The sequence below is a fragment of the Actomonas aquatica genome (genome assembly GCF_019679435.2).
GTDB lineage: Bacteria > Verrucomicrobiota > Verrucomicrobiia > Opitutales > Opitutaceae > Actomonas > Actomonas aquatica.
The window spans coordinates 2,107,974-2,124,675 of record NZ_CP139781.1 but is presented as its reverse complement, the minus strand read 5'-3'; the positions used below and the strand labels follow the sequence as shown (position 1 = coordinate 2,124,675).

21 protein-coding genes are annotated in these 16,702 nt (G+C 62.9%); all 21 read right to left on the bottom strand.

Annotation, left to right across the window (positions count from 1 at the left end; translation table 11 throughout):
• Positions 1-64: 64 nt before the first annotated feature.
• The 21 genes from K1X11_RS08325 to K1X11_RS08225 all read right to left on the bottom strand — a co-directional run bounded on the left by K1X11_RS08325 (position 65) and on the right by K1X11_RS08225 (position 16,653).
• Complete coding sequence (locus K1X11_RS08325) at positions 65-523, bottom strand: hypothetical protein (RefSeq protein WP_221029896.1); 459 nt, start codon at positions 521-523, stop codon at positions 65-67.
• Between the two features lie 24 nt (positions 524-547).
• On the bottom strand, positions 548-889 hold the full coding sequence (locus K1X11_RS08320) for a hypothetical protein (protein ID WP_221029897.1): 342 nt from the start codon (positions 887-889) through the stop codon (positions 548-550).
• A gap of 15 nt (positions 890-904) precedes the next feature.
• Positions 905-3,250, bottom strand: coding sequence for a hypothetical protein (locus tag K1X11_RS08315; RefSeq protein ID WP_221029898.1), 2,346 nt, complete (start codon positions 3,248-3,250; stop codon positions 905-907).
• Between the two features lie 35 nt (positions 3,251-3,285).
• Complete coding sequence (locus K1X11_RS08310) at positions 3,286-4,029, bottom strand: hypothetical protein (protein WP_221029899.1); 744 nt, start codon at positions 4,027-4,029, stop codon at positions 3,286-3,288.
• A 42-nt stretch (positions 4,030-4,071) separates the two neighbouring features.
• On the bottom strand, positions 4,072-4,869 hold the full coding sequence (locus tag K1X11_RS08305) for a hypothetical protein (RefSeq protein ID WP_221029900.1): 798 nt from the start codon (positions 4,867-4,869) through the stop codon (positions 4,072-4,074).
• Positions 4,870-4,909: 40 nt separating this feature from the next.
• Positions 4,910-5,377 (bottom strand): hypothetical protein, encoded by a 468-nt coding sequence (locus tag K1X11_RS08300; protein ID WP_221029901.1) that lies wholly within the window; start codon positions 5,375-5,377, stop codon positions 4,910-4,912.
• 3 nt (positions 5,378-5,380) lie between these two features.
• A complete protein-coding gene (locus tag K1X11_RS08295) occupies positions 5,381-5,977 on the bottom strand; it encodes a hypothetical protein (RefSeq protein ID WP_221029902.1) in 597 nt (198 codons plus the stop codon).
• Positions 5,977-6,735 (bottom strand): hypothetical protein, encoded by a 759-nt coding sequence (locus tag K1X11_RS08290; RefSeq protein ID WP_221029903.1) that lies wholly within the window; start codon positions 6,733-6,735, stop codon positions 5,977-5,979. Before K1X11_RS08290 ends, K1X11_RS08295 begins: the two co-directional genes overlap by 1 nt.
• Positions 6,736-7,162: 427 nt before the next feature.
• On the bottom strand, positions 7,163-7,993 hold the full coding sequence (locus tag K1X11_RS08285) for a DNA adenine methylase (RefSeq protein ID WP_221029904.1): 831 nt from the start codon (positions 7,991-7,993) through the stop codon (positions 7,163-7,165).
• A gap of 3 nt (positions 7,994-7,996) precedes the next feature.
• Positions 7,997-8,470 (bottom strand): hypothetical protein, encoded by a 474-nt coding sequence (locus tag K1X11_RS08280; RefSeq protein WP_221029905.1) that lies wholly within the window; start codon positions 8,468-8,470, stop codon positions 7,997-7,999.
• A 77-nt stretch (positions 8,471-8,547) separates the two neighbouring features.
• Positions 8,548-8,709, bottom strand: coding sequence for a hypothetical protein (locus tag K1X11_RS08275; protein ID WP_221029906.1), 162 nt, complete (start codon positions 8,707-8,709; stop codon positions 8,548-8,550).
• Positions 8,710-8,744: 35 nt separating this feature from the next.
• Positions 8,745-9,680, bottom strand: coding sequence for a major capsid protein (locus tag K1X11_RS08270; RefSeq protein ID WP_221029907.1), 936 nt, complete (start codon positions 9,678-9,680; stop codon positions 8,745-8,747).
• A gap of 50 nt (positions 9,681-9,730) precedes the next feature.
• A complete protein-coding gene (locus K1X11_RS08265; protein WP_221029908.1) occupies positions 9,731-10,222 on the bottom strand; it encodes a hypothetical protein in 492 nt (163 codons plus the stop codon).
• Between the two features lie 35 nt (positions 10,223-10,257).
• Positions 10,258-11,355, bottom strand: a complete 1,098-nt coding sequence (locus K1X11_RS08260) for a phage protease (RefSeq protein ID WP_221029909.1) — start codon at positions 11,353-11,355, stop codon at positions 10,258-10,260.
• A gap of 96 nt (positions 11,356-11,451) precedes the next feature.
• The gene (locus K1X11_RS08255) at positions 11,452-13,110 is read right to left on the bottom strand and encodes a phage portal protein family protein (RefSeq protein WP_221029910.1); all 1,659 of its coding nucleotides are present in this window, start codon (positions 13,108-13,110) and stop codon (positions 11,452-11,454) included.
• Positions 13,111-13,113: 3 nt separating this feature from the next.
• Positions 13,114-14,676 (bottom strand): terminase large subunit domain-containing protein, encoded by a 1,563-nt coding sequence (locus tag K1X11_RS08250; RefSeq protein ID WP_225919314.1) that lies wholly within the window; start codon positions 14,674-14,676, stop codon positions 13,114-13,116.
• Positions 14,677-14,702: 26 nt separating this feature from the next.
• The gene (locus tag K1X11_RS08245; RefSeq protein ID WP_221029912.1) at positions 14,703-15,341 is read right to left on the bottom strand and encodes a hypothetical protein; all 639 of its coding nucleotides are present in this window, start codon (positions 15,339-15,341) and stop codon (positions 14,703-14,705) included.
• Positions 15,342-15,597: 256 nt separating this feature from the next.
• Positions 15,598-15,858, bottom strand: coding sequence for a hypothetical protein (locus K1X11_RS08240; protein WP_221029913.1), 261 nt, complete (start codon positions 15,856-15,858; stop codon positions 15,598-15,600).
• Positions 15,855-16,196: a hypothetical protein gene (locus K1X11_RS08235; RefSeq protein ID WP_221029914.1), complete on the bottom strand. Its 342-nt coding sequence runs from the start codon at positions 16,194-16,196 to the stop codon at positions 15,855-15,857. Before K1X11_RS08235 ends, K1X11_RS08240 begins: the two co-directional genes overlap by 4 nt.
• Positions 16,196-16,399 carry a DUF4175 domain-containing protein gene (locus K1X11_RS08230; protein WP_221029915.1) on the bottom strand — a complete coding sequence of 68 codons (204 nt, stop codon included), beginning with the start codon at positions 16,397-16,399 and terminating at the stop codon, positions 16,196-16,198. The genes K1X11_RS08235 and K1X11_RS08230 overlap by 1 nt, the downstream gene beginning before the upstream one ends.
• Positions 16,396-16,653 (bottom strand): hypothetical protein, encoded by a 258-nt coding sequence (locus tag K1X11_RS08225; RefSeq protein ID WP_221029916.1) that lies wholly within the window; start codon positions 16,651-16,653, stop codon positions 16,396-16,398. Before K1X11_RS08225 ends, K1X11_RS08230 begins: the two co-directional genes overlap by 4 nt.
• Positions 16,654-16,702: the final 49 nt, after the last annotated feature.

The window sequence follows — 16,702 nt, the reverse complement described above, 5'->3', positions numbered from 1 at the left end:
GCATTGGCGCGGCGCATGAGCAGGTCGAGATCCCAGAAGGAGCAGCGGTCGAGGTAGTCGGGACTTATGCCGCCTTCGGCGAGGTGGAGGTAGATGTCGGCGTAGGCGTCTTCGTCGCTGCCGGAACCAACGCGCTGAGACTGGCCGCGATTCCGGCGAAGGAGTTTTTTAGATCCTCTCCCAGGTTAAGTTCGCAAGCCGCGGAGAGCACCGCGCCGGCGTCGACCAGATCGAGTTTCTCCGCCTCAGCGGCTTGGAGGTCGGTGGCGTGCTCGAGCAGGAAGTCGCCGAGTTCCTCGACACTCGTGATCAGGTCGACCAGGCGCGGCAATACGCCCTCCACGTCGAAGGTCGCGGGCTGCCCGTCGGCGGGTTTCTTCACCAGATCGGAGAACTTCCCGATGTGGGCGGAGAGCTTCTTGAGCAGCTCGGTAGCACGACGCCACGGCAGGCGATTGACGGAGATCTGACGGCCGACGGAACCGGCCGGCACAGTGATGGTTTTGGCGGTGAGTTGTGACATGGTGGTGCGGATGGGGTTGAGTGTTTACTCGGGATCGGGTTCGCCCTCGGACTCCGGGGATGGCGGCGTCCAGCCTTCGGGCGGCGTGGTGGTGCCTTTGATCCAGCTGTCCTCGTAGGCGGCAGCTTGGACGGCGGCGGTCGACGTGTTGGCGTCGTAGGCCATGACGCATTGATCGCCGTGGCGGAGGACGACGTCGTCGGCGGTGTCGACCGTGTCCTGGTCATCGACGATCTGGTATTCGACGATTAACTGACCGTCACCAATCACCGGCTTGATGGTGACGACCTGGACGACGAGTGCAGCGGAAGCCGACGCGGCAAAAAAAGCGCAGAGCGCAAGGGTGATGAAGTTTCGTAATTTCATGTCGGATACGATGGGTTAAAAGACGCGTTCGAGTATGAAGGTGACGACAACTTGCCCCTGTGTCGTCGCGCCAGATTTAGTGAGGAAGATCGACCCGTTTGAGGACGCACTGACTGGGTTCTTGTCGGCGGAATCCTGCCCGTCGAAGCCAACGGAATCCAATGCGAGTCCGCTGGCAAACTGCGTGGAGAGTGCGCCAGTGCCACCCCGGAGCGTAGTGCCTGAATCAAAGGCCTCGATAATCTGAGTGCGGACCGAAACCACACCGTAGCCTGGCGGTTGCCAGCCGAGGCGGGTCGTTGCCGTGGTTGAGCTGATCTCGGTGTGATCGAAGCTCTCGGTGATCGAGATTCGCTTACCGATTGGCGCTGGTTTCGCCCAACTGACACCTGTAGTCGAAAGCACGAAATTTCCCGAACCATTCCCGGATCTCGGGTTCTTGGGCTGGAATCCACCGCCCTCTCGGAGATCGAGTGCAGCGGTGATGCCGAGCGCAACGATCTCCAAATTATCGATGTTAAAAGCCGGGCCGGTAGCAATCCCACGTATCCCGAAGTTCGCCACCCCGTCCGCTCCGGCGTTGGTTAGCGTCATTACAAACTCGTTTGGCCCTACCGCCAAAGTTTGCGTATTCAGACCGTATTCTGTCGAGATCGCCCCACCGACTGAATCTGCAAACTTGACCAAGCCCGACGCGTCCGCCGTGAAACGCAGGACGACCATTTGGCCTGGAACGAGCCCCGAAATCGACCGATAAGCGGTCGAATCAAATGAGCCAAGATACTGCAACTGGCCAGAGGCTACCTGTGAGTATGCGTTCGAGGCCAACCAACCGACGCTCGTCGAAAAATCTGTTTCATAAATTGGAGTCTGATCACCTCGGGCGAACTTCTCGTGCCACGCGAAGTTACGCATGCGGTATCCTAAATCAGAGAGTGTGATGGGAGCGTTGAGGAGTTCGAGTGCGTAGAGGGTTTGCGCGCTGCCGGTAGTGCCGTTGCGCTTGATCCCCTGCAAATAGTCGCCGTCGATTTCGTCAGTCCATGCGGGTGGGCTGCTCCCCCCCTCCTCCTCAGTGAACTGGTTTGTCACGTCTAGCACCATCCCTCCGACCCCAAGCAACACAAACGGAGCACCTGCATGACGATCGATTCCTGCGACCATGCAAACGGCGACTCCACGCGCCCCGAGCGCGCTCAGAACTGAGTGCAGAGGCAGGGACTGCATATAGCGCTTGTCCGACGTGGTTGCACCTAGCAGCTGCACGATAACGCCGCCTGCGCTGCTATAGGCTAACGAGAAATGGCGAGCGGCCCAAACGTCTGTGCTGTTGGAAGTCAGGACGCCAAGTATCCGCACAGTGCTCGTCGCATCTTGCGGGTAGAGCCCCTCCCACAAAACTGCTACGCTCCCGGTAGCGTTAGCGGGTTTTTGTGCGTTTAGAGCTGCCGACAAGCCCGCGCCGCCGCTCCCGTCACCAACCAATGCCTGCGCCGGAACATTTGTCGGCAGGTCGATGGGCAGCACCGTTTCAATTGCACCTCCAGGCTCCGGTAACGCACCAAGAACGGCGTGCTTGTTATGACCCGATATATCCTCAAAGAGGCCAGCGGCGAGCGAGTCGGAGGGAACAAGATGATGCAGAAAGGTGATACCGAGTCCACGCGCAGTTCCCGCTGCGTGCATTTTGCGAATCTGAGCATCACTCAACAGCCCCGCATAGACGCCCCACTCGCCCATCGTGAGCGCTGCGTCCGTGGATCCGTCTGACCCCCACCACCAGTTGCCAACCGAGGTGCGAGTCTGTGCCGCGTGCGCGGAAATATCTGCGGCTCCTAGATCCAGCGCATTGATAGAAAACGACAGATTCCCATCCACGTCCTGCCGTAAAACCACGAGGGCCCAATCGCCGTCCTCCAATCCGTGCGCGGCTGAATCAAAGGAGGCCACCGTCGAGCCGGTGCCGAGCAGTGCTCGCAAAACACCGTTCGGGCGCGACTGCATCGCGAGGCCCACATTGCTATCAAGGTTGCTCCAAAGTGTCAGCCCGGAAGAAACCGACCAGTTTTTCCGAAACCAGCCAAAAACGGTCAGATCGCCAGCTCCCGGATCGATCACGCCGGGCTTGATCGCAGCAAGATAGCGAGTTCCTGCACTCGCGACACCTTGGCGCGGTGCGCGCGACGTTACCTCAGCGATCGAGGCCGCGCCGATGTCGCGCGGATCGGAGCCGGTCTTGTTCACGTCCTCCCAGGGGATGTCCTGGGCGTCGGCTTGGAGGGCGGTCAGGGCGAGGGCCCAGACCAGGAGCGTGGTGCAGAGCAGACCACGCGAGAAGGAGTCTTTGATGAAGTGCTTCATGGCTTTCTTTGCGGGTGTTTCGTGCGCTTCGCTCCTCACACCAGTTCGAGTTCCATCTCGGTGCTGAGGTAGCCGCCGGGTTTGGTGCTGCCGATCTGGATGACTTCGAAGTCGAGGACGTCGCCGGCCTCCACGTTCACGACGGGATCAAACGGTGTCCGCTCGGCTTTGGAGCCGGCGGAGAGCGTTGCGACCGCTCCGGTGCCCACGCCGCCTTTGCGCAACTCGACCAGGACATCGGCGCCGACCGGGGCGGTGTTGGCGTAGAGCTGCATGCCGTTCACCTTGGCGTCGGCCTGCACGACGTGGTTGCCGTAGGCTTCGAGCTTGAGGTTGCCGGTTTTCGCGCCGAGCGAGACGGTCTGCTTCACGGGTCCGGCCGGTTGCGTGATCACGATCTGCGGGAGGTCGGGCGCAGCGCCGCCGGAGCCGCCCAGCATGAGGTGGAACAGCTCCGAGTCGACGTTGGGCGTGCCGTAAGAGACACGGGCGCGCAGCGTCTTCTCACGCAGCCAGGCGAGACCCGTGGTCAATGGGGCGAGCGTCGCCGTGTAGAGCTGATAGGTTGCATTGCGAGCCCACACGCTGAAGGTCGCGACGGGCGTGACCAGGTCGTCGGGCGTGTAGATCTTGAGAGCGACGGGCTGGCCCTCGGGGAGCAGCGCCGCCACCCCGTTGGTCACCAGCTGCAGGGTCGCATCGGTCGATGCGCGCGGGAGCTGAGGCACCGTGCCGGCCGGGGTCGGTCTTCCGGTGGTGGTTTCGAGGATGAGATTCATGGGACGTGTCCTTTAAGTTGAGGAGGGCCAGCCGCCGTTCGCTTAGTCGCGGTGGAAGGCGACCGGGTTGTCGTGGGTGATATCGATCTGGAACTTCAGCTCGCTCTGGCCGGTGTGATCGACCTTGGGCCACTGAGTCACCGTGAGATCGCCGGAGAAGAACTCGTGACGCATGACGAGGTTGTTGTTCGGATCCTGATCGAAGGCGGCGACGCTCCAGTAGCCGCTGTAGACGACGCGGTCGCGCGGTTGCACGCCAATGAGGTATTCCTTGTGCGCCGCATCGATCGCCGGGCCGGTGAGCACGCAGGTGACGTTTGCCGTCTGCGCCACGATGAACCGGATGAGACCCATCTTAAGATCCACCTCGAAGTCGACGCCCTCTTCCTTGCCGGCGATGGTCACGCTGGTGAGCGCGTGCACGTGGGTGCCCTGGTAGAAGAGCGGATACCAGTAGCCCGCCTTCGACGGCACCTGCGCAGTGAAGGCGAGCGCGGTGCTGTCGACACCGGCGAGCGCCGCCTGCGTGAACGGGTCGGTCTCGCTGCCCATGAGGGCAAACTTGAACTTACGGGCGTCGGCGAACTCACGGGTGGTGAACTCGTAGCCCAGCGAGATCATGCCGCCGGTGTGGCCGCTCTTGGTAACGCGACCGCGCAGCGCCTTGAGGATGGGCTCCTTCTCGGTCTCGCCCTTGATTTCGATGCCGAGGAAGTTGCCCATGTCCTGCAGGCCGCCGGCGATCGCATCGGCCTTGGTGAGAGCGCCAATATTTCCGGCAAGCCAGGAGGTGCCTTGAATCTCAGCGCGAGTGTGATGGAGGTTGGAATCGAGTCCCATGATGATTTTCCGTGGTTAGGGTTGGATTGGTGGTGGTGGGTTAAAAAATGACGCGTGTGTATGCATAGACGTGATACACGAGGAACTTGGCGTGGGGGATGCGCTTGGCGGCCAGCTCCGGGTTGATGGAGATCTCGTTGATGCCGGCGCGGTGCATCGCCCCGACCGGGTCGAGACCGTTGGGCTTCTTGTGGAGGGCGCGGACCACTTCTTTGGTCGCCTCCCACGCGCCGCGGTCGGTCTTGTTGAGCATCACGTTTTCGGAGATCTCCACGACGATGGGCAGCTCGGCTTCGAAACCATCGCCGCGCGTTTTCAGGTCGCCGAGTTCCGGAGCGAGCACGGCGATCGACAGGCCCAGTTTGCCGAGATTGGTGAGCAGCGCGTTGGTGAGGTTGCCCACCTTCTCGGTGAGCGCGGTGAGCGCCGGATCGGCCGCGAAGTAGGCGTGCGCGCTGATGAGGTCGGCCGCGGTGTCGATGGGAGTCTGGAGTGGGTCGGTGGGCATGGCTCAGCGTTTCTCCCTGGCTAAGAGGGTGCGCACGTAGTCTTCGCCGGCATCGAGGCCCACGGCTTCGAGCTGGTCGTCATCGGGCAAGACGGTGGGATCGGGCTCCTGGTCGACCTGGTCGACCAGCCGGTAGTAAACCTCGCCGATTCCGCCGGGCGCGTTGGGGTTGGTGTCGTCGACCAGGATCCCGGATCCGTCGGCGAAGAAGATGGGCGTGAGATCGAACTCCCGCGCCCGTCGGCCGTGCGCTTCCGGGTGCACGGGGATGGTGAGCTTGCCGCCCGGCCGCGCCTGAATGATGCCGCCGAAGTAGCGTTGGGCGATGCCCACGTGGTTGATGGAAATCATCACGCCCTCGTCGGCGATGAGCGCGGGCTGTTGCACACTGCGGCGGACCTGCCCCCAGAAGTGCGTGCGACGGCCTCCGAGCTTGTTGGGCCGCTCGCGATCGAGCTTGGAGAAATGCTTGCGAAGCGACGTCGCAATCGCGCGGCCCATGACCCGACGCACCTCCGGTCGCTTGATGCGATCGGACAGGCGCAGGAGCGGCGGGAATCGCCGCGGATCGTCGAAGGTGAACTGCGGGGCGATAGCCATCAGTTGTTCCCTCCGTCCGGGTCGATGTAGTGCAGCACGCCGCCGGCATCGAAGCGGCCGATGCCGGTGGCCTCGATCGCGGCGCGCAGGCGCTCGCTGCGGGCGCTGGGCCGCGCCTGCAGGTCGGCATTGAAGCCCCGGTCGTCGGGGAAGATCACGGTGTCGCGCTCGATGAGGTCGAGATCCATGGCCTCCTGGCGGCTCACGTCCTCGGTGCCCTTGCCGCTGTTGTAGTCGAAAGGTTCGTAGGGCAGCCCAAAGCGCGAAAGCTCCGGCCAGATCGGGTGCCCCTTGAGCGCGACCATGCGCCCGGTGCTGCTATCGGTCGCGCCGTCCAGGACGGTGGCGGCACGGGCAGCGTTCCAGCGGCGCGGCCAGTCCTGGCGCGGCTCGTCGCGGGCTTCCACCCGCACAAACTCCATCGCCGGGAACGCATCGAGGATGGCGGGATCCTGCCCCTGCTGGTGCCAGCCGGCCCCCTGGGCGAGCTGCACATTCATGCGCACCTGCAGGTCGGTTCGAGCGGTGCTTAAAAAGTCCTGCAGACCGCCTCGAGCTGACTCATCGGCCTGGTAGCCGGTGGAAGCGACAAACTGCTTAATCCGGAGGCGGGCGGTCGCGACGTCGAGAGCGCCGGCCGTGACGTCGTTTGCTACGTCGTCGATCACGGCGAGGTGCTCCAGGTTGCGCACCTTGGCGCTGAACCGGGCGCGCTCCAAGATCCGCGCCGGGATCTGAGCGATCTCGGCCGACGACATTGACGATGGGAACAGCGAGCGCACCGCCTGCGCGTCCAGCGCCTCGCGGAAGGGTATCGGCCGGGCGAACTTCACCGGGCACCTCCCGATTGTTCCGCGCGGAACACGATCTCAGCACCGAGAAAAGATAGATCAGCAGCGGAATGACTTTCGGGTTTCTCAGATACTCGGTGAGGAACTCTGTCGCGGTGGCCATACAATGCAGGCCCGGTGTCAAAAACGCGAAGAGAGATGGCGGGGGGAGTAGCGCGAGAGTCAGCATTGCAACCTAGCGACCTGAGCGCACCGCGGCATGCGATGCGTGTGGCCTTACTAGGGAGCGTGCTATCAACGGCTGAAAGATTACGATCGGTTGTCCGTGCGAGGTGAGGCGAGTTCGTCCGAGTTTGTGCTCGGTCGTTCGCGGTCGTTAAGTTTGCCGAGAGCTTCATGACGCCGACCCTCCCTTCCGGCGACGGCCGCGCGGGGCGTCTTCACTGAGAATCATCACCTCGCGGTAGGTGCGGCCGGTCTTGCCGTGATTGTTGCCGATGCCGTTGGCGCGCTCGATCGGGATGATGCGTTTGCCGCCAAACGCCGTGCGCACCTGCTCACAGTCCTGGAAGGTGACCATCCACTTCGCTTGCAGGCCGTGGACGGCGATCGCGAAGCGCTCCAGCTCCAGCTCGCTCCAGCCCTTGTAGGCACCGCCGCCGCTGTCCAGGTAAGGCGGATCCAAAAAGAAGAAGCCTTTGGGGTGATCGTAGAGGTCGAGGCACTTCTCCCAGGACACGTTCTCGATCGTGGTGCGATCCAGCCGGCGATTGAGCGAACGGATAGCGGTCAACCGATTGACACGCGAGCCCAGCGGGCGAACCCGCGACACCGCGAAGGTCTCGCCCATGCCGCCGAAAGAGATCTTGTTGCGGATGAACCAACGCGCCGCGCGCTGGATCTCAGTGAGGCCCGGCTGCCGCAGAAAGTCTTCCATCTCCTGGCGGGAGTTGGTGACCAGGTCCAACTCATCGAGCAGCGGATCGAGGTGGTATTTGCAGCAGCGGTAGAACGAAACCAAATCGCCGTTGATGTCGTTGATCACTTCGACGTCGCTCGGCGGCTTGCCCAGGAACACAGCGAGCCCACCGCCAAACACCTCCACGTAGACCAAGTGGTCCGGGACATGGGGCAGGATGTGCTTGAGCAAACGCCCCTTGCCGCCCGGCCATCCAATGACCGGTCGCGCCTTCGGCAGCTCAAACTTGGGCTCGTCTTCGAACATGGCTCAGACGCCGTCCTGGTTGGCGCGGGTCCACTGGCGGTCCCGTGCGGTGATCAAAGGCGTGGTGGTTTTGCTCTGCACGGTGGGCGTGGCCTCTGGGGCGTCGCTGGACTCCACGGTGATCTCGCCCTTGGCGATGCGCTCGAGCAGACGCACATCCTGGCGCCACTCCTCTTTCTCCTGGTCGGAGAGTTCGAGCGCGCCTCCGACATTCAGCCGGGACTGTCCCTCGCGCAGGACCATCCGCAGGCCTAGGGATTTGAGCGACGGCGGGATGGTGGTGGTGTCGGCCGCGAGCACGGTGCGACCGCCGGCGGCGATCTCCATGCGGATCCGCGCAACCACGTTGCCGATGATCTCCGGCAGCGGATCCGCCTGCCCATCGGCGAGCGCAGCGGTCTGCAGCGCGTCGACCAAGGCGGCGGCTTTGGCGGTGTCGAGCTGAGCGACGGTAAGAGGGATCCAGGTAATGGGCATGTGGAATTATTCCAGAGGGTCAGGAGTTGCGGCTCTAAGGAGCCCCCGCTCGGAGAGAGGGGCTCGAAGAGACGCGGCTACTTGCCGGAGCCCTTCCCGGTTTTCTCCGGCACCTTCTGCGCTTGCTTGAAGCGGAGCCAGGCGTCGGCGTGCGGGCCGGAGACTTCGACCTCCGTGCCTTTGGCGAGCGTCTGACCGTTGTAGACGACGCCGTTGGGATCGGTGATTTTGAGTTTCACTGGTGACCTTTGGTTGAGGGTGGGTGGCGCGCTGCTTAAGCGGTGAGCACGCTGTTGAGGCGGTAGCACATCTCCGCGCCGGTGAGCTTCTCGTCGGCAAAGTGCTCCGAGCGGTGGACATCCGACTTGAGGTTGTCCTCACGGTAGGACTCAACGCGGGAGCCGGCTTCGCCACTGCCGCCGTCCCAGATGAAGGTGCGGGCAGCGTTGGGCGTCTCCATGTCGGTCGAGGCACTGGTGACTGCGAGCACGACGTTGTCACCCCACAGGTAGGCGGGATTGAGCGCCTGGCCTTCGTTGGCCGTGTTCTCCACCTGGCCGGCGACCACGAGGTTTTCGATCTCGAAAGCCTTGCGAAGCTGCTCCTTCGAGATGGGACCATCGGTGTTAGTGAACTTGGCCTTGATCGCCGGGTGCTCGGTGAGGGTGTCGTAGACCGTCTGCGAAATAGCCATAGTGTTGGGCATCATGCCGCAGCTCACCTGGATCACGCGCTTGGCGGCCTTGACGTCGCCGATCGGATCGCTCGCGGCATCGGCATAGTCGTCCCACTTGGTGCCGGGCGTGCTGTTGGGCACACCGTTGCCATCGTAGAGCGCCTTCACCCGCACCTCATGGTTGAAGAGAATGATGCGAGCGTTGCGACGCACCGCCGCCTGGTCGGCGGAAAAGGCGTTCGCATACTTCTTGCGCACCTCGTCAGGAACCGGCGACTCGTGGCCGTAGTTCTTACAGTTGAAGGTGTCATCGCTGAGCTTCATGAAGCTGCGAGCATAGGGAGAGCCCGGTGCACGAGCATCGAGGCGCGGAACGTTCAGAAAGTTTTCGCGATCGAAAACGTAGTAGGACGAGGCCTGCTCTCCGGCTCGAAAGATCGGGGCGAGGGTGAGGCCGACGTAGCCGGCGGCGCTGGCGAAGAACTTATTAAAGGTCGCCGAGAGCACCGGGTTATGGGTGACGTTGGATTTCATATTCCGTTATCGTGATGGGTTGATGAGAGGATGGATCCGGGCGCAGGGGCTTACGGATCGATGAAGATGCCTTGGGCCTTCAGCGCCGTGACGACGGTCGCGACGGTGGCACCGTCGGCGACGGCGCTGGGCACCGGCGTGTCGCCCTCGACGACGTCGGCGACTTCGATGACGTCGCCGTCGGCACCGTTGCCGATGCCAGCGCGATCGAGCTTGATGCCGAGCGTGCGACCGCCGGCCGCAGCGGTGACGACCATGCCATCGGCCGGGTCGCCCTGGACGCGGACACCGGGGACGATCGCGCCGCCCTGCTTGATGCGCACGGTGCCGTTCTTGCCGAGGATCCGCACTCGCACAGCCGTCTCGCCGGCCTGCAGCTTGGATACCATGACGCCGAAGGCGGGGAACGTGCCGTCGTAGAGCACGGCCTTGCCGGCCGCGTTCACGGAGACGAGGAAATCTTCCTTGTTATCGAGGGCACCAGCGACGGCCTCGGTGAGGGTCGTGTAGTTGGAGTCGCTGGCGGTGATTTTTTGAGACATGAGTTGCTCCGGGTTGAGGTGATTGGCGGAGCGGCTTACTCGCCGCTGTTGAGTTCCTCGCGGTAGGCCGCGTAGAGGTCCGGTTCATCGCTCGCGACGGCCGCGATGGCGTCGGCCTTGTCCAGGTCGCGCTTGGTCATGACCTCCGCGACGCGGTTCATGAACGCGTCCTGGGCGGACTCGTCTTCACCCTCGGTCTTGGTCGCAGCCGCGGCCGCGCCCTTGCCGGGCTTGTGCACCGGGCTGTGAGTCTTGCCCTTCTCGGGGCGCTTGAGGCCGCGGAGCAGCGCGGCCGTGCCGTCGAAGTCGGCCTCGAGACGGTTCTTCCAAGCGTCCTGTTGGCCCTCGGGGATGACGTCCTTGTTGGCCTCGAGTTCGGCGGTGACCGAGCTGGAGAGCAAGGTCTTGAAGCGATTCTCCAGCGCCGTGTGGGTGGTCCGGAGAGTGTCGTGGGTGCCTTTGAGCGTATCCAGCTCAGCGGCACGATTCATAAACGCCGTAGCCTGGCCAATGACCTGGTCATCAGTCGCGCCGGCATCCATTTTGAACAGTGCGATCAATCGATCTTTCATGGTGTTTTGATGGGTGGGTTGGTGGGTGCTGGCCTCACGGCCGTTAAATTCTTCGCGGTTCCAGAACGGTTGGAGCGCGTCGCCCAGATTGGGCTTGTTGGTGAGTCCCGCGTCGTTCACCTCGACGGGGCGGAAACGGTTCTCGGCGATCGTCTCGGTCTGGCGCGGGAACCAGACCGGCGAGAGGTAGCGGAAGCGTCGGTTCTTCACCGCCGCCTCACCGATGTCGGTCCACTTGCCCTTGGCCCACACGCCGTCCGGCCGGACCTCCATGGCATCCACCCAGCAGGCGGCTTCGCTGCTCTTGTCGGATTGGTGGGCGAAGTGCTCAAACCCCACCATGATGCGGTAGCCGGGATCGGCCTGCTGCTTGTTGGCAAACGCCGCGACGATGCGATCCACGGCGGTGTCATCGATGACCTGGAAGTAAGTGCGGCGCACGCCGTCCTTCTCCAGGCGGGTGATCGGAAAGGTGCCCTTGGGCACGAGGTGAAACCAACCGTCTGGGTCGAATTCACCTTCGCGGTTAAGGAATGGGGCTGAGATCTGACTCTGGTTCATGGTTTGGAAGGCGCTGTGGCGGCTTAAAAGGCGCTTAAGGCGCGTTATCGGGGGCGAGTGGCTATCCACGGGCGGGTCACGGGGCCGATCGTGCTTCTACGGCGATTTCTCCGGGTTGATGTTTCGGGCCTGCTTCCCTTCCTCCAGGCCGCTGCGGTAAGCCGTCGCGATGACGTTGGCATCGACGGCGTCGAGTTCGGGATCGTCCGCCAGGACGGTCGCGTAGATCTGCGGGAAGACTTCCTCGAGTTCGCGAAAGGCAGCGAGCCACTCAGCGTCCGTCGCATCGTCGGGCAGCAGAGCAAGCGCACGGGCGAGCGGTGTGAGGCGGCGACGATCGGCTTCGCTGAACTGCTCTTTGGCGATAGCCAGGAACAAGCGCTCGCGCACGTCGTCCAGCGGAGAACCGGCACGGCTTGCCTGTCCTTCGGCACGGTTGGTGTGCGGCTTTTCCGCCTCGGGTTCCTGCTTGGGCTCGCCCGGCTTGGGTTCGTCCTCGGCGGTCTTTTCGTCCGCCGGCTTCTTGCCATCGGGATCTTGGCTCGGGACAGAACCCGGCATCGCGACCGCGCCGGATTTGGTGAGCTTCAGGTTCACCTTTTCCGCGATCTCATCGGCCTCCGCCTCAAAGCCGGCGCTCTTGAGATTGACCAGGAGTTCGCCCAGCGCCTTGCGATCCTCTTCATCGACGGCCGCGAGTTCGAAGTAGGCGACGGCAGGTTGGCCGGGGTATTCCGTAGCGAGCAGCGGCTTGTCGAACTGCGTCTGGAGGATCGCGGAGATCTCCATCGCCTCGGCGATCGCCAGCGCCTGGAAGGCGGCGTCGTGCGCATCGGCATTGGATCCGCCATCGAGCCCGGTCGCCGCGGTGAGCATCGTGAGCAGACCGCCGGTGCCGGCGAGCACCACCTCTTCCCGTTGCTCATCCTTATGCTGCTTGAACGGGGTCTCGCCCTGCTGGCCAAAAGCGACCGACTTGATGTCGGATCCAGGCGGCAACGCGCCGCGGCTGTTGCCGGTGACCCGCTCCATTTGGGCCAGCCACTTCTCGACCATATCGGCCGGCGTGTTTTCGCCCAAGACACCAAAAATCGACGGGATGCCAAAGTCCTCAATGAACGCGTCCCAATCCTTCTGCGACATGTTCTTTCGCAGGAAGGCGATGGAGGCGATTTCATTGATCGGGTCGTCGACCGTGCGGATGATCCAGCTACGCGGATCGATCGGCGTGCCCATCGTCCAGTTGCTCTCAGCGGTGGCGTCGTAGATCCATTCCCAGTTGTCGGGATGGCGCACCCAGTGCCACTGCGGCACCGGCTCCAGGCGCACGATCGGCAGCGACCGGTTGTTGTCCTGGTAGTGCGGCTCGAGGTGAGCGAATCCCCGGAAGCTCGCCAGCGCGAGGGCTTCGAAAGACTGCGGCAGGTTCTCGATGCGTTCGTAGCGTTCGCGCAGCGTGGTGGCCTGGCGCTCGGCCTGCTTGGCAGTGAACCCGCGCGGCAGCTTGTCGGGGATCTGGATATCCCAATCGAGCTTCTTGAGTTCGGAGAGGCGGCGAGCCTTGAGTCCCTTAACCGTGGCGTCGCGCTTTTCGATCGTGCGGTAGAGCCACTGCAGGTCGCCAAACATACCACGCTCGCCTTCCTCAATGAGGCGGACCAGCCGCGGCATATCGAGCCCGCGCAGTGGGTTGTAGTAGTCGCGGGCGCGGTTGCGCTCCTGCAGGTGGATGAGGCCTTTGGTGGTTCGTGCCATGCGTCAGCCCTCCATCGAAAAGTTGCTACGGTCGCGCCCAGCGCCGCGTGGTTTACCCCATGCCTGGAAGTCCTCGGTCTTGCCCTGGTAGCCGGTCGACTTGCTGGCCTCGGTGCTCAGGCCACCGCCCCACGCAATGTCGCAGTGGGAGTAAGAGAGCATGTTATTGGTTCCTTCGCTGAAGAGCCACTTCTTGCCATTGTGCGTCTTGCGCAGCGCGAAGAAATCGAGCGCCACGTCTTGCCACTCGCGCGGGAACCGTTTCTGCGCGGTGGACAATTGGTTCATGAGCGAGAAGCCCATGTCGTGTTTGCTGCTGGCGAAGTTTACCTGCTGGAAGCGGCCGGGGAATTTCTTCGCGAGCTCCCAACAGATTTTCCGACCAAGGCCGGTTTCGTCACCGGCACCCCGCACGGCACAGACCCGCTTCATGAAGTGATGCGTCACAACGTCGTGGAAGTTCCAGTCGTCGGTGCGCCAGGTCATGAGGCCACGCAGCGTTTGCGTGTCGCCAGCCTTCTCATCGACGTAAATGGCTGCGAGGTCACCGCGTCCGCTCGCTGCGACATCGTATCCAAGGTGGTGATGCGCATCGCGGGTGAACAACTCTGGGAAAGTCGCGTCCAGAAAGCTCCGGATTTGTCGTGCTCGATCCTGCTCCGTAGCGGTGGAATAGTCGCCGAACATCTCGGAGATCTGCGTCGCCTCGAGATGAAGACGCTCGGCCTCGTAGGCACCCATACACAACTCGATCTGCGACCAGGGCACGATGACCGCGGTGCCCCCACGCGGGTTGCACATGTAGGCTTCCTCGTAGGTTGCCTCGTCACGGGCCCGCTTACGGCAATCCGCGATGAAGCCCTCTCGGGTGAAGTTGGTGCCGCGGGTGGCGTTGATCTTCTCGACCAGGCCTTGGTTTACCGCGTCGACGATCGTCACCATCCGGTGACGCCACCCGCCGCGACCGGCGCGGCCGTCCTGGGCAATCTGATAGAACAGCGTATCGTTGCCGAAGTGGCTGCCCCACATGTCGAGATCGTAGCCCCACGTCACGCGGGCCTGAGCGACCTGGTAGAGTTCCTCCGCACGCTGATGGCGCGGGAACTCATCGAGCCCCACGTCGCCGCCGTAGACCAGCATCGCGTTGGGGTTGGAGGAAAACGCGATGATGCGGCTCCCGTTGTCGAATTTTATGAACGACACCTTGATGGTCTCGGTGAAGCCGGCCGGAGTGCCATCGCTCTTACGCACCGGCACTTTCCACTCCTCCTCACCGTGATTCACGATGCTCTTGGTGTGGTTGTAGATCTCGCAGAACTGGCGCGCCTGCTCCATGTATTCGATGGCCGACGGGTAGTCCCGCGTGGCGAAGAGGTAGTCGCGTTTCTTGAAGCGCAGGCGCTTGCGCACATTGCGAAACGCGTCCGCCCAAGTCGCACCGATGCGGAAGGACTTTTCCCAAACCGAAAGCCGTTCCTCGTGCCCGATGTGATCGAGCTGATACGGCAGGAAATAGCGCGAGGCTTCTTGCTCCGAGTCGATCTTACTGGGGAGAACGTTGGTCATGAGTAGGCAAAGGATCAGCAGGGCGTTCATCGCTTGAGGCCCACGGCGCGATCGATCAGGTCGACGACCTTCTCGCGCAGCTCGTCATCGCTTCCGGGTTTGCTGTCGCGCAGGGCTTCGGCCTGAGCGGCAAGTTCACGTTTTTTCTGCTCCCACGCCTCGCGCTCGCGTTCGAGTTTCGCGATGCGTTCGTCGCGTATCCGCAGTTCGCTATCGGCGATCTGGATCTTCTTCTCCGACTCGCGGAGCTTGCGCTCGAGGTCGGTTTGTTTGCGACGGGTCTCTTCCCGCATGGAAATGGAGGTGCGCAGCTTCATCACCTGGCCGATGACGAACTTCACATCGATTTCCTCAGCCTCGGTGAGATGGTCCTGCAGCTCGATGACCATCGCCTCTTCGATCGCATCCAGTGGATGGATACCTGCGCCCGCCGCGTGCACCAGGGCGTCGCGGGTGCGCTTGCCGGCTTCGAGTTTCTCGATGTAGCGCGCGAAGGGACCGCCCTTGAACGAGCGGGCGCCCTCATGGCTCACGGTGATGCCATACTCGGCCGCGAGACCTTGGATCCCGGCGAGCGTGCGCTCCTGCCCCGGCATTTCCAGCAGCCGCTGGCAGAACTCACCAAGCTCTTCGTGGGAGAGGTGCTTCTCGATCTTGGTCGGCATCAGGCGACGGCCTCCAATCGGGCGGGAGTCGCGCTCACTCCCGCCCCGTCCATACCAGCGCGCGGTTGGCTCAGGCCAACTTCCGACGCGGAGCGCGGACCACAAAATGTTGCCCGACGGGCGATGGAGCGACGGTGACCGACACCACCGCCCGCCGGGGTTTTTACGACTACAACCACTGCCGCCTGTCGGGGCGCGTTCGCTACGGCTGCCAGGCCGAGGAAAGGGACTAAAATGATTTTAGATGCGTGGCTCATCAGAGACCTGCCTCCGTGAGTTGGCTCTCGCCCAATCCCGTTATGCGGTAACGACGACCACCGAGGCCGCTTTCCCACCCTGCCACCCAACTGCGATCGCAGAGCATGCGCAGGTGTGAGTTGAGCGTGGGAAGATCAGTAGTGAACCCCGCGATTCGCACACCATTGAGCAGGCGATCAGCCGGCATGCCGACTTCGCCCTGGGCCCGCAGGGCCTGTAGGAGAGCAATGTAGAGAGACTGGACTTCAGCGGGTGTCATCGTTTTTGCGAGAGGAGTTGGTCGATCTTGGTATCGATGCGATGCAGCCACTGGTTGGTGGCAGTCTGGTTGGCCTTTAGGCCCGCTATCTCGCTTTTCGCGTCGGTGAGCTGGTTGTGCATCTTGTCGCGAGATTCCTTCGCGCCGTCGTGGCGCTTGGCGTTGTCCTTTTGATCCCGGTCGTATTCCTCCCGACCAACGTAGGAGCGGTGCAGCGGTGGGTTATGGCCGAAAGCCTTGCGCCCTTCGTTGTAGAGCCACATCGCCGCGCCGAGTGATCCCATCACGCCGGCGAAGACGACCGCATCGAAAGAGAGCTCGGCGAGTATGAGCGGCATCAAGCGACACCTCCCAGCCACCAAATGAAGCCCGAGGTGCACCAGGCGATCAGGCTGGCGAGGATCGCACCGATGCCGACCAAGATGGTGCCCAGCCAGCGAGTCTCGTCGTTGCCGCGGCGGCGGTCGCCCAGAAAGACCAGGAACCAGCCGAAGAACAGGCCCGCCGTGATGGCGAGAGGCCAGAAGACGAAGGGACTCATCGCGTGGCCTCCTTTGCCTGGAGGGCGGCGAGCGCCGCCATGGCGTTGATCAATTCGGTCTCCAGCTCGCGGTAACGCCGATCGCTGTGCCAGACTTCATCCACTTCCGGCGTGTGGATCCCGTCCGTCGACTGCACCGCTTGGCCCTGCGGCAGGCGGAGGACGTCGGGCTGATGCAACTGCCGTGGCGAGTCCGCGACGACGGGCGAGACGGTCCCGCAACCGATCAGCGCGACACTGAGACTCAGGGTCACCAGCATTACGCAGGCGATTGATCTCATCTTCGATTTCGTCGATGTCATC

What these genes read in the sequence shown, in the direction of transcription:
- K1X11_RS08250 (WP_225919314.1), bottom strand. Translation starts at nt 14,676, where the DNA reads ATGACCAACGTTCTCCCCAGTAAGATCGACTCGGAGCAAGAAGCCTCG.
- K1X11_RS08230 (WP_221029915.1), bottom strand. Translation starts at nt 16,399, where the DNA reads ATGAGTCCCTTCGTCTTCTGGCCTCTCGCCATCACGGCGGGCCTGTTC.
- K1X11_RS08235 (WP_221029914.1), bottom strand. Translation starts at nt 16,196, where the DNA reads ATGCCGCTCATACTCGCCGAGCTCTCTTTCGATGCGGTCGTCTTCGCC.
- K1X11_RS08265 (WP_221029908.1), bottom strand. Translation starts at nt 10,222, where the DNA reads ATGTCTCAAAAAATCACCGCCAGCGACTCCAACTACACGACCCTCACC.
- K1X11_RS08285 (WP_221029904.1), bottom strand. Translation starts at nt 7,993, where the DNA reads ATGTTCGAAGACGAGCCCAAGTTTGAGCTGCCGAAGGCGCGACCGGTC.
- K1X11_RS08315 (WP_221029898.1), bottom strand. Translation starts at nt 3,250, where the DNA reads ATGAAGCACTTCATCAAAGACTCCTTCTCGCGTGGTCTGCTCTGCACC.
- K1X11_RS08240 (WP_221029913.1), bottom strand. Translation starts at nt 15,858, where the DNA reads ATGACACCCGCTGAAGTCCAGTCTCTCTACATTGCTCTCCTACAGGCC.
- K1X11_RS08320 (WP_221029897.1), bottom strand. Translation starts at nt 889, where the DNA reads ATGAAATTACGAAACTTCATCACCCTTGCGCTCTGCGCTTTTTTTGCC.
- K1X11_RS08260 (WP_221029909.1), bottom strand. Translation starts at nt 11,355, where the DNA reads ATGAACCAGAGTCAGATCTCAGCCCCATTCCTTAACCGCGAAGGTGAA.
- K1X11_RS08290 (WP_221029903.1), bottom strand. Translation starts at nt 6,735, where the DNA reads ATGTCGTCGGCCGAGATCGCTCAGATCCCGGCGCGGATCTTGGAGCGC.
- K1X11_RS08310 (WP_221029899.1), bottom strand. Translation starts at nt 4,029, where the DNA reads ATGAATCTCATCCTCGAAACCACCACCGGAAGACCGACCCCGGCCGGC.
- K1X11_RS08305 (WP_221029900.1), bottom strand. Translation starts at nt 4,869, where the DNA reads ATGGGACTCGATTCCAACCTCCATCACACTCGCGCTGAGATTCAAGGC.
- K1X11_RS08295 (WP_221029902.1), bottom strand. Translation starts at nt 5,977, where the DNA reads ATGGCTATCGCCCCGCAGTTCACCTTCGACGATCCGCGGCGATTCCCG.
- K1X11_RS08270 (WP_221029907.1), bottom strand. Translation starts at nt 9,680, where the DNA reads ATGAAATCCAACGTCACCCATAACCCGGTGCTCTCGGCGACCTTTAAT.
- K1X11_RS08280 (WP_221029905.1), bottom strand. Translation starts at nt 8,470, where the DNA reads ATGCCCATTACCTGGATCCCTCTTACCGTCGCTCAGCTCGACACCGCC.
- K1X11_RS08245 (WP_221029912.1), bottom strand. Translation starts at nt 15,341, where the DNA reads ATGCCGACCAAGATCGAGAAGCACCTCTCCCACGAAGAGCTTGGTGAG.
- K1X11_RS08255 (WP_221029910.1), bottom strand. Translation starts at nt 13,110, where the DNA reads ATGGCACGAACCACCAAAGGCCTCATCCACCTGCAGGAGCGCAACCGC.
- K1X11_RS08325 (WP_221029896.1), bottom strand. Translation starts at nt 523, where the DNA reads ATGTCACAACTCACCGCCAAAACCATCACTGTGCCGGCCGGTTCCGTC.
- K1X11_RS08300 (WP_221029901.1), bottom strand. Translation starts at nt 5,377, where the DNA reads ATGCCCACCGACCCACTCCAGACTCCCATCGACACCGCGGCCGACCTC.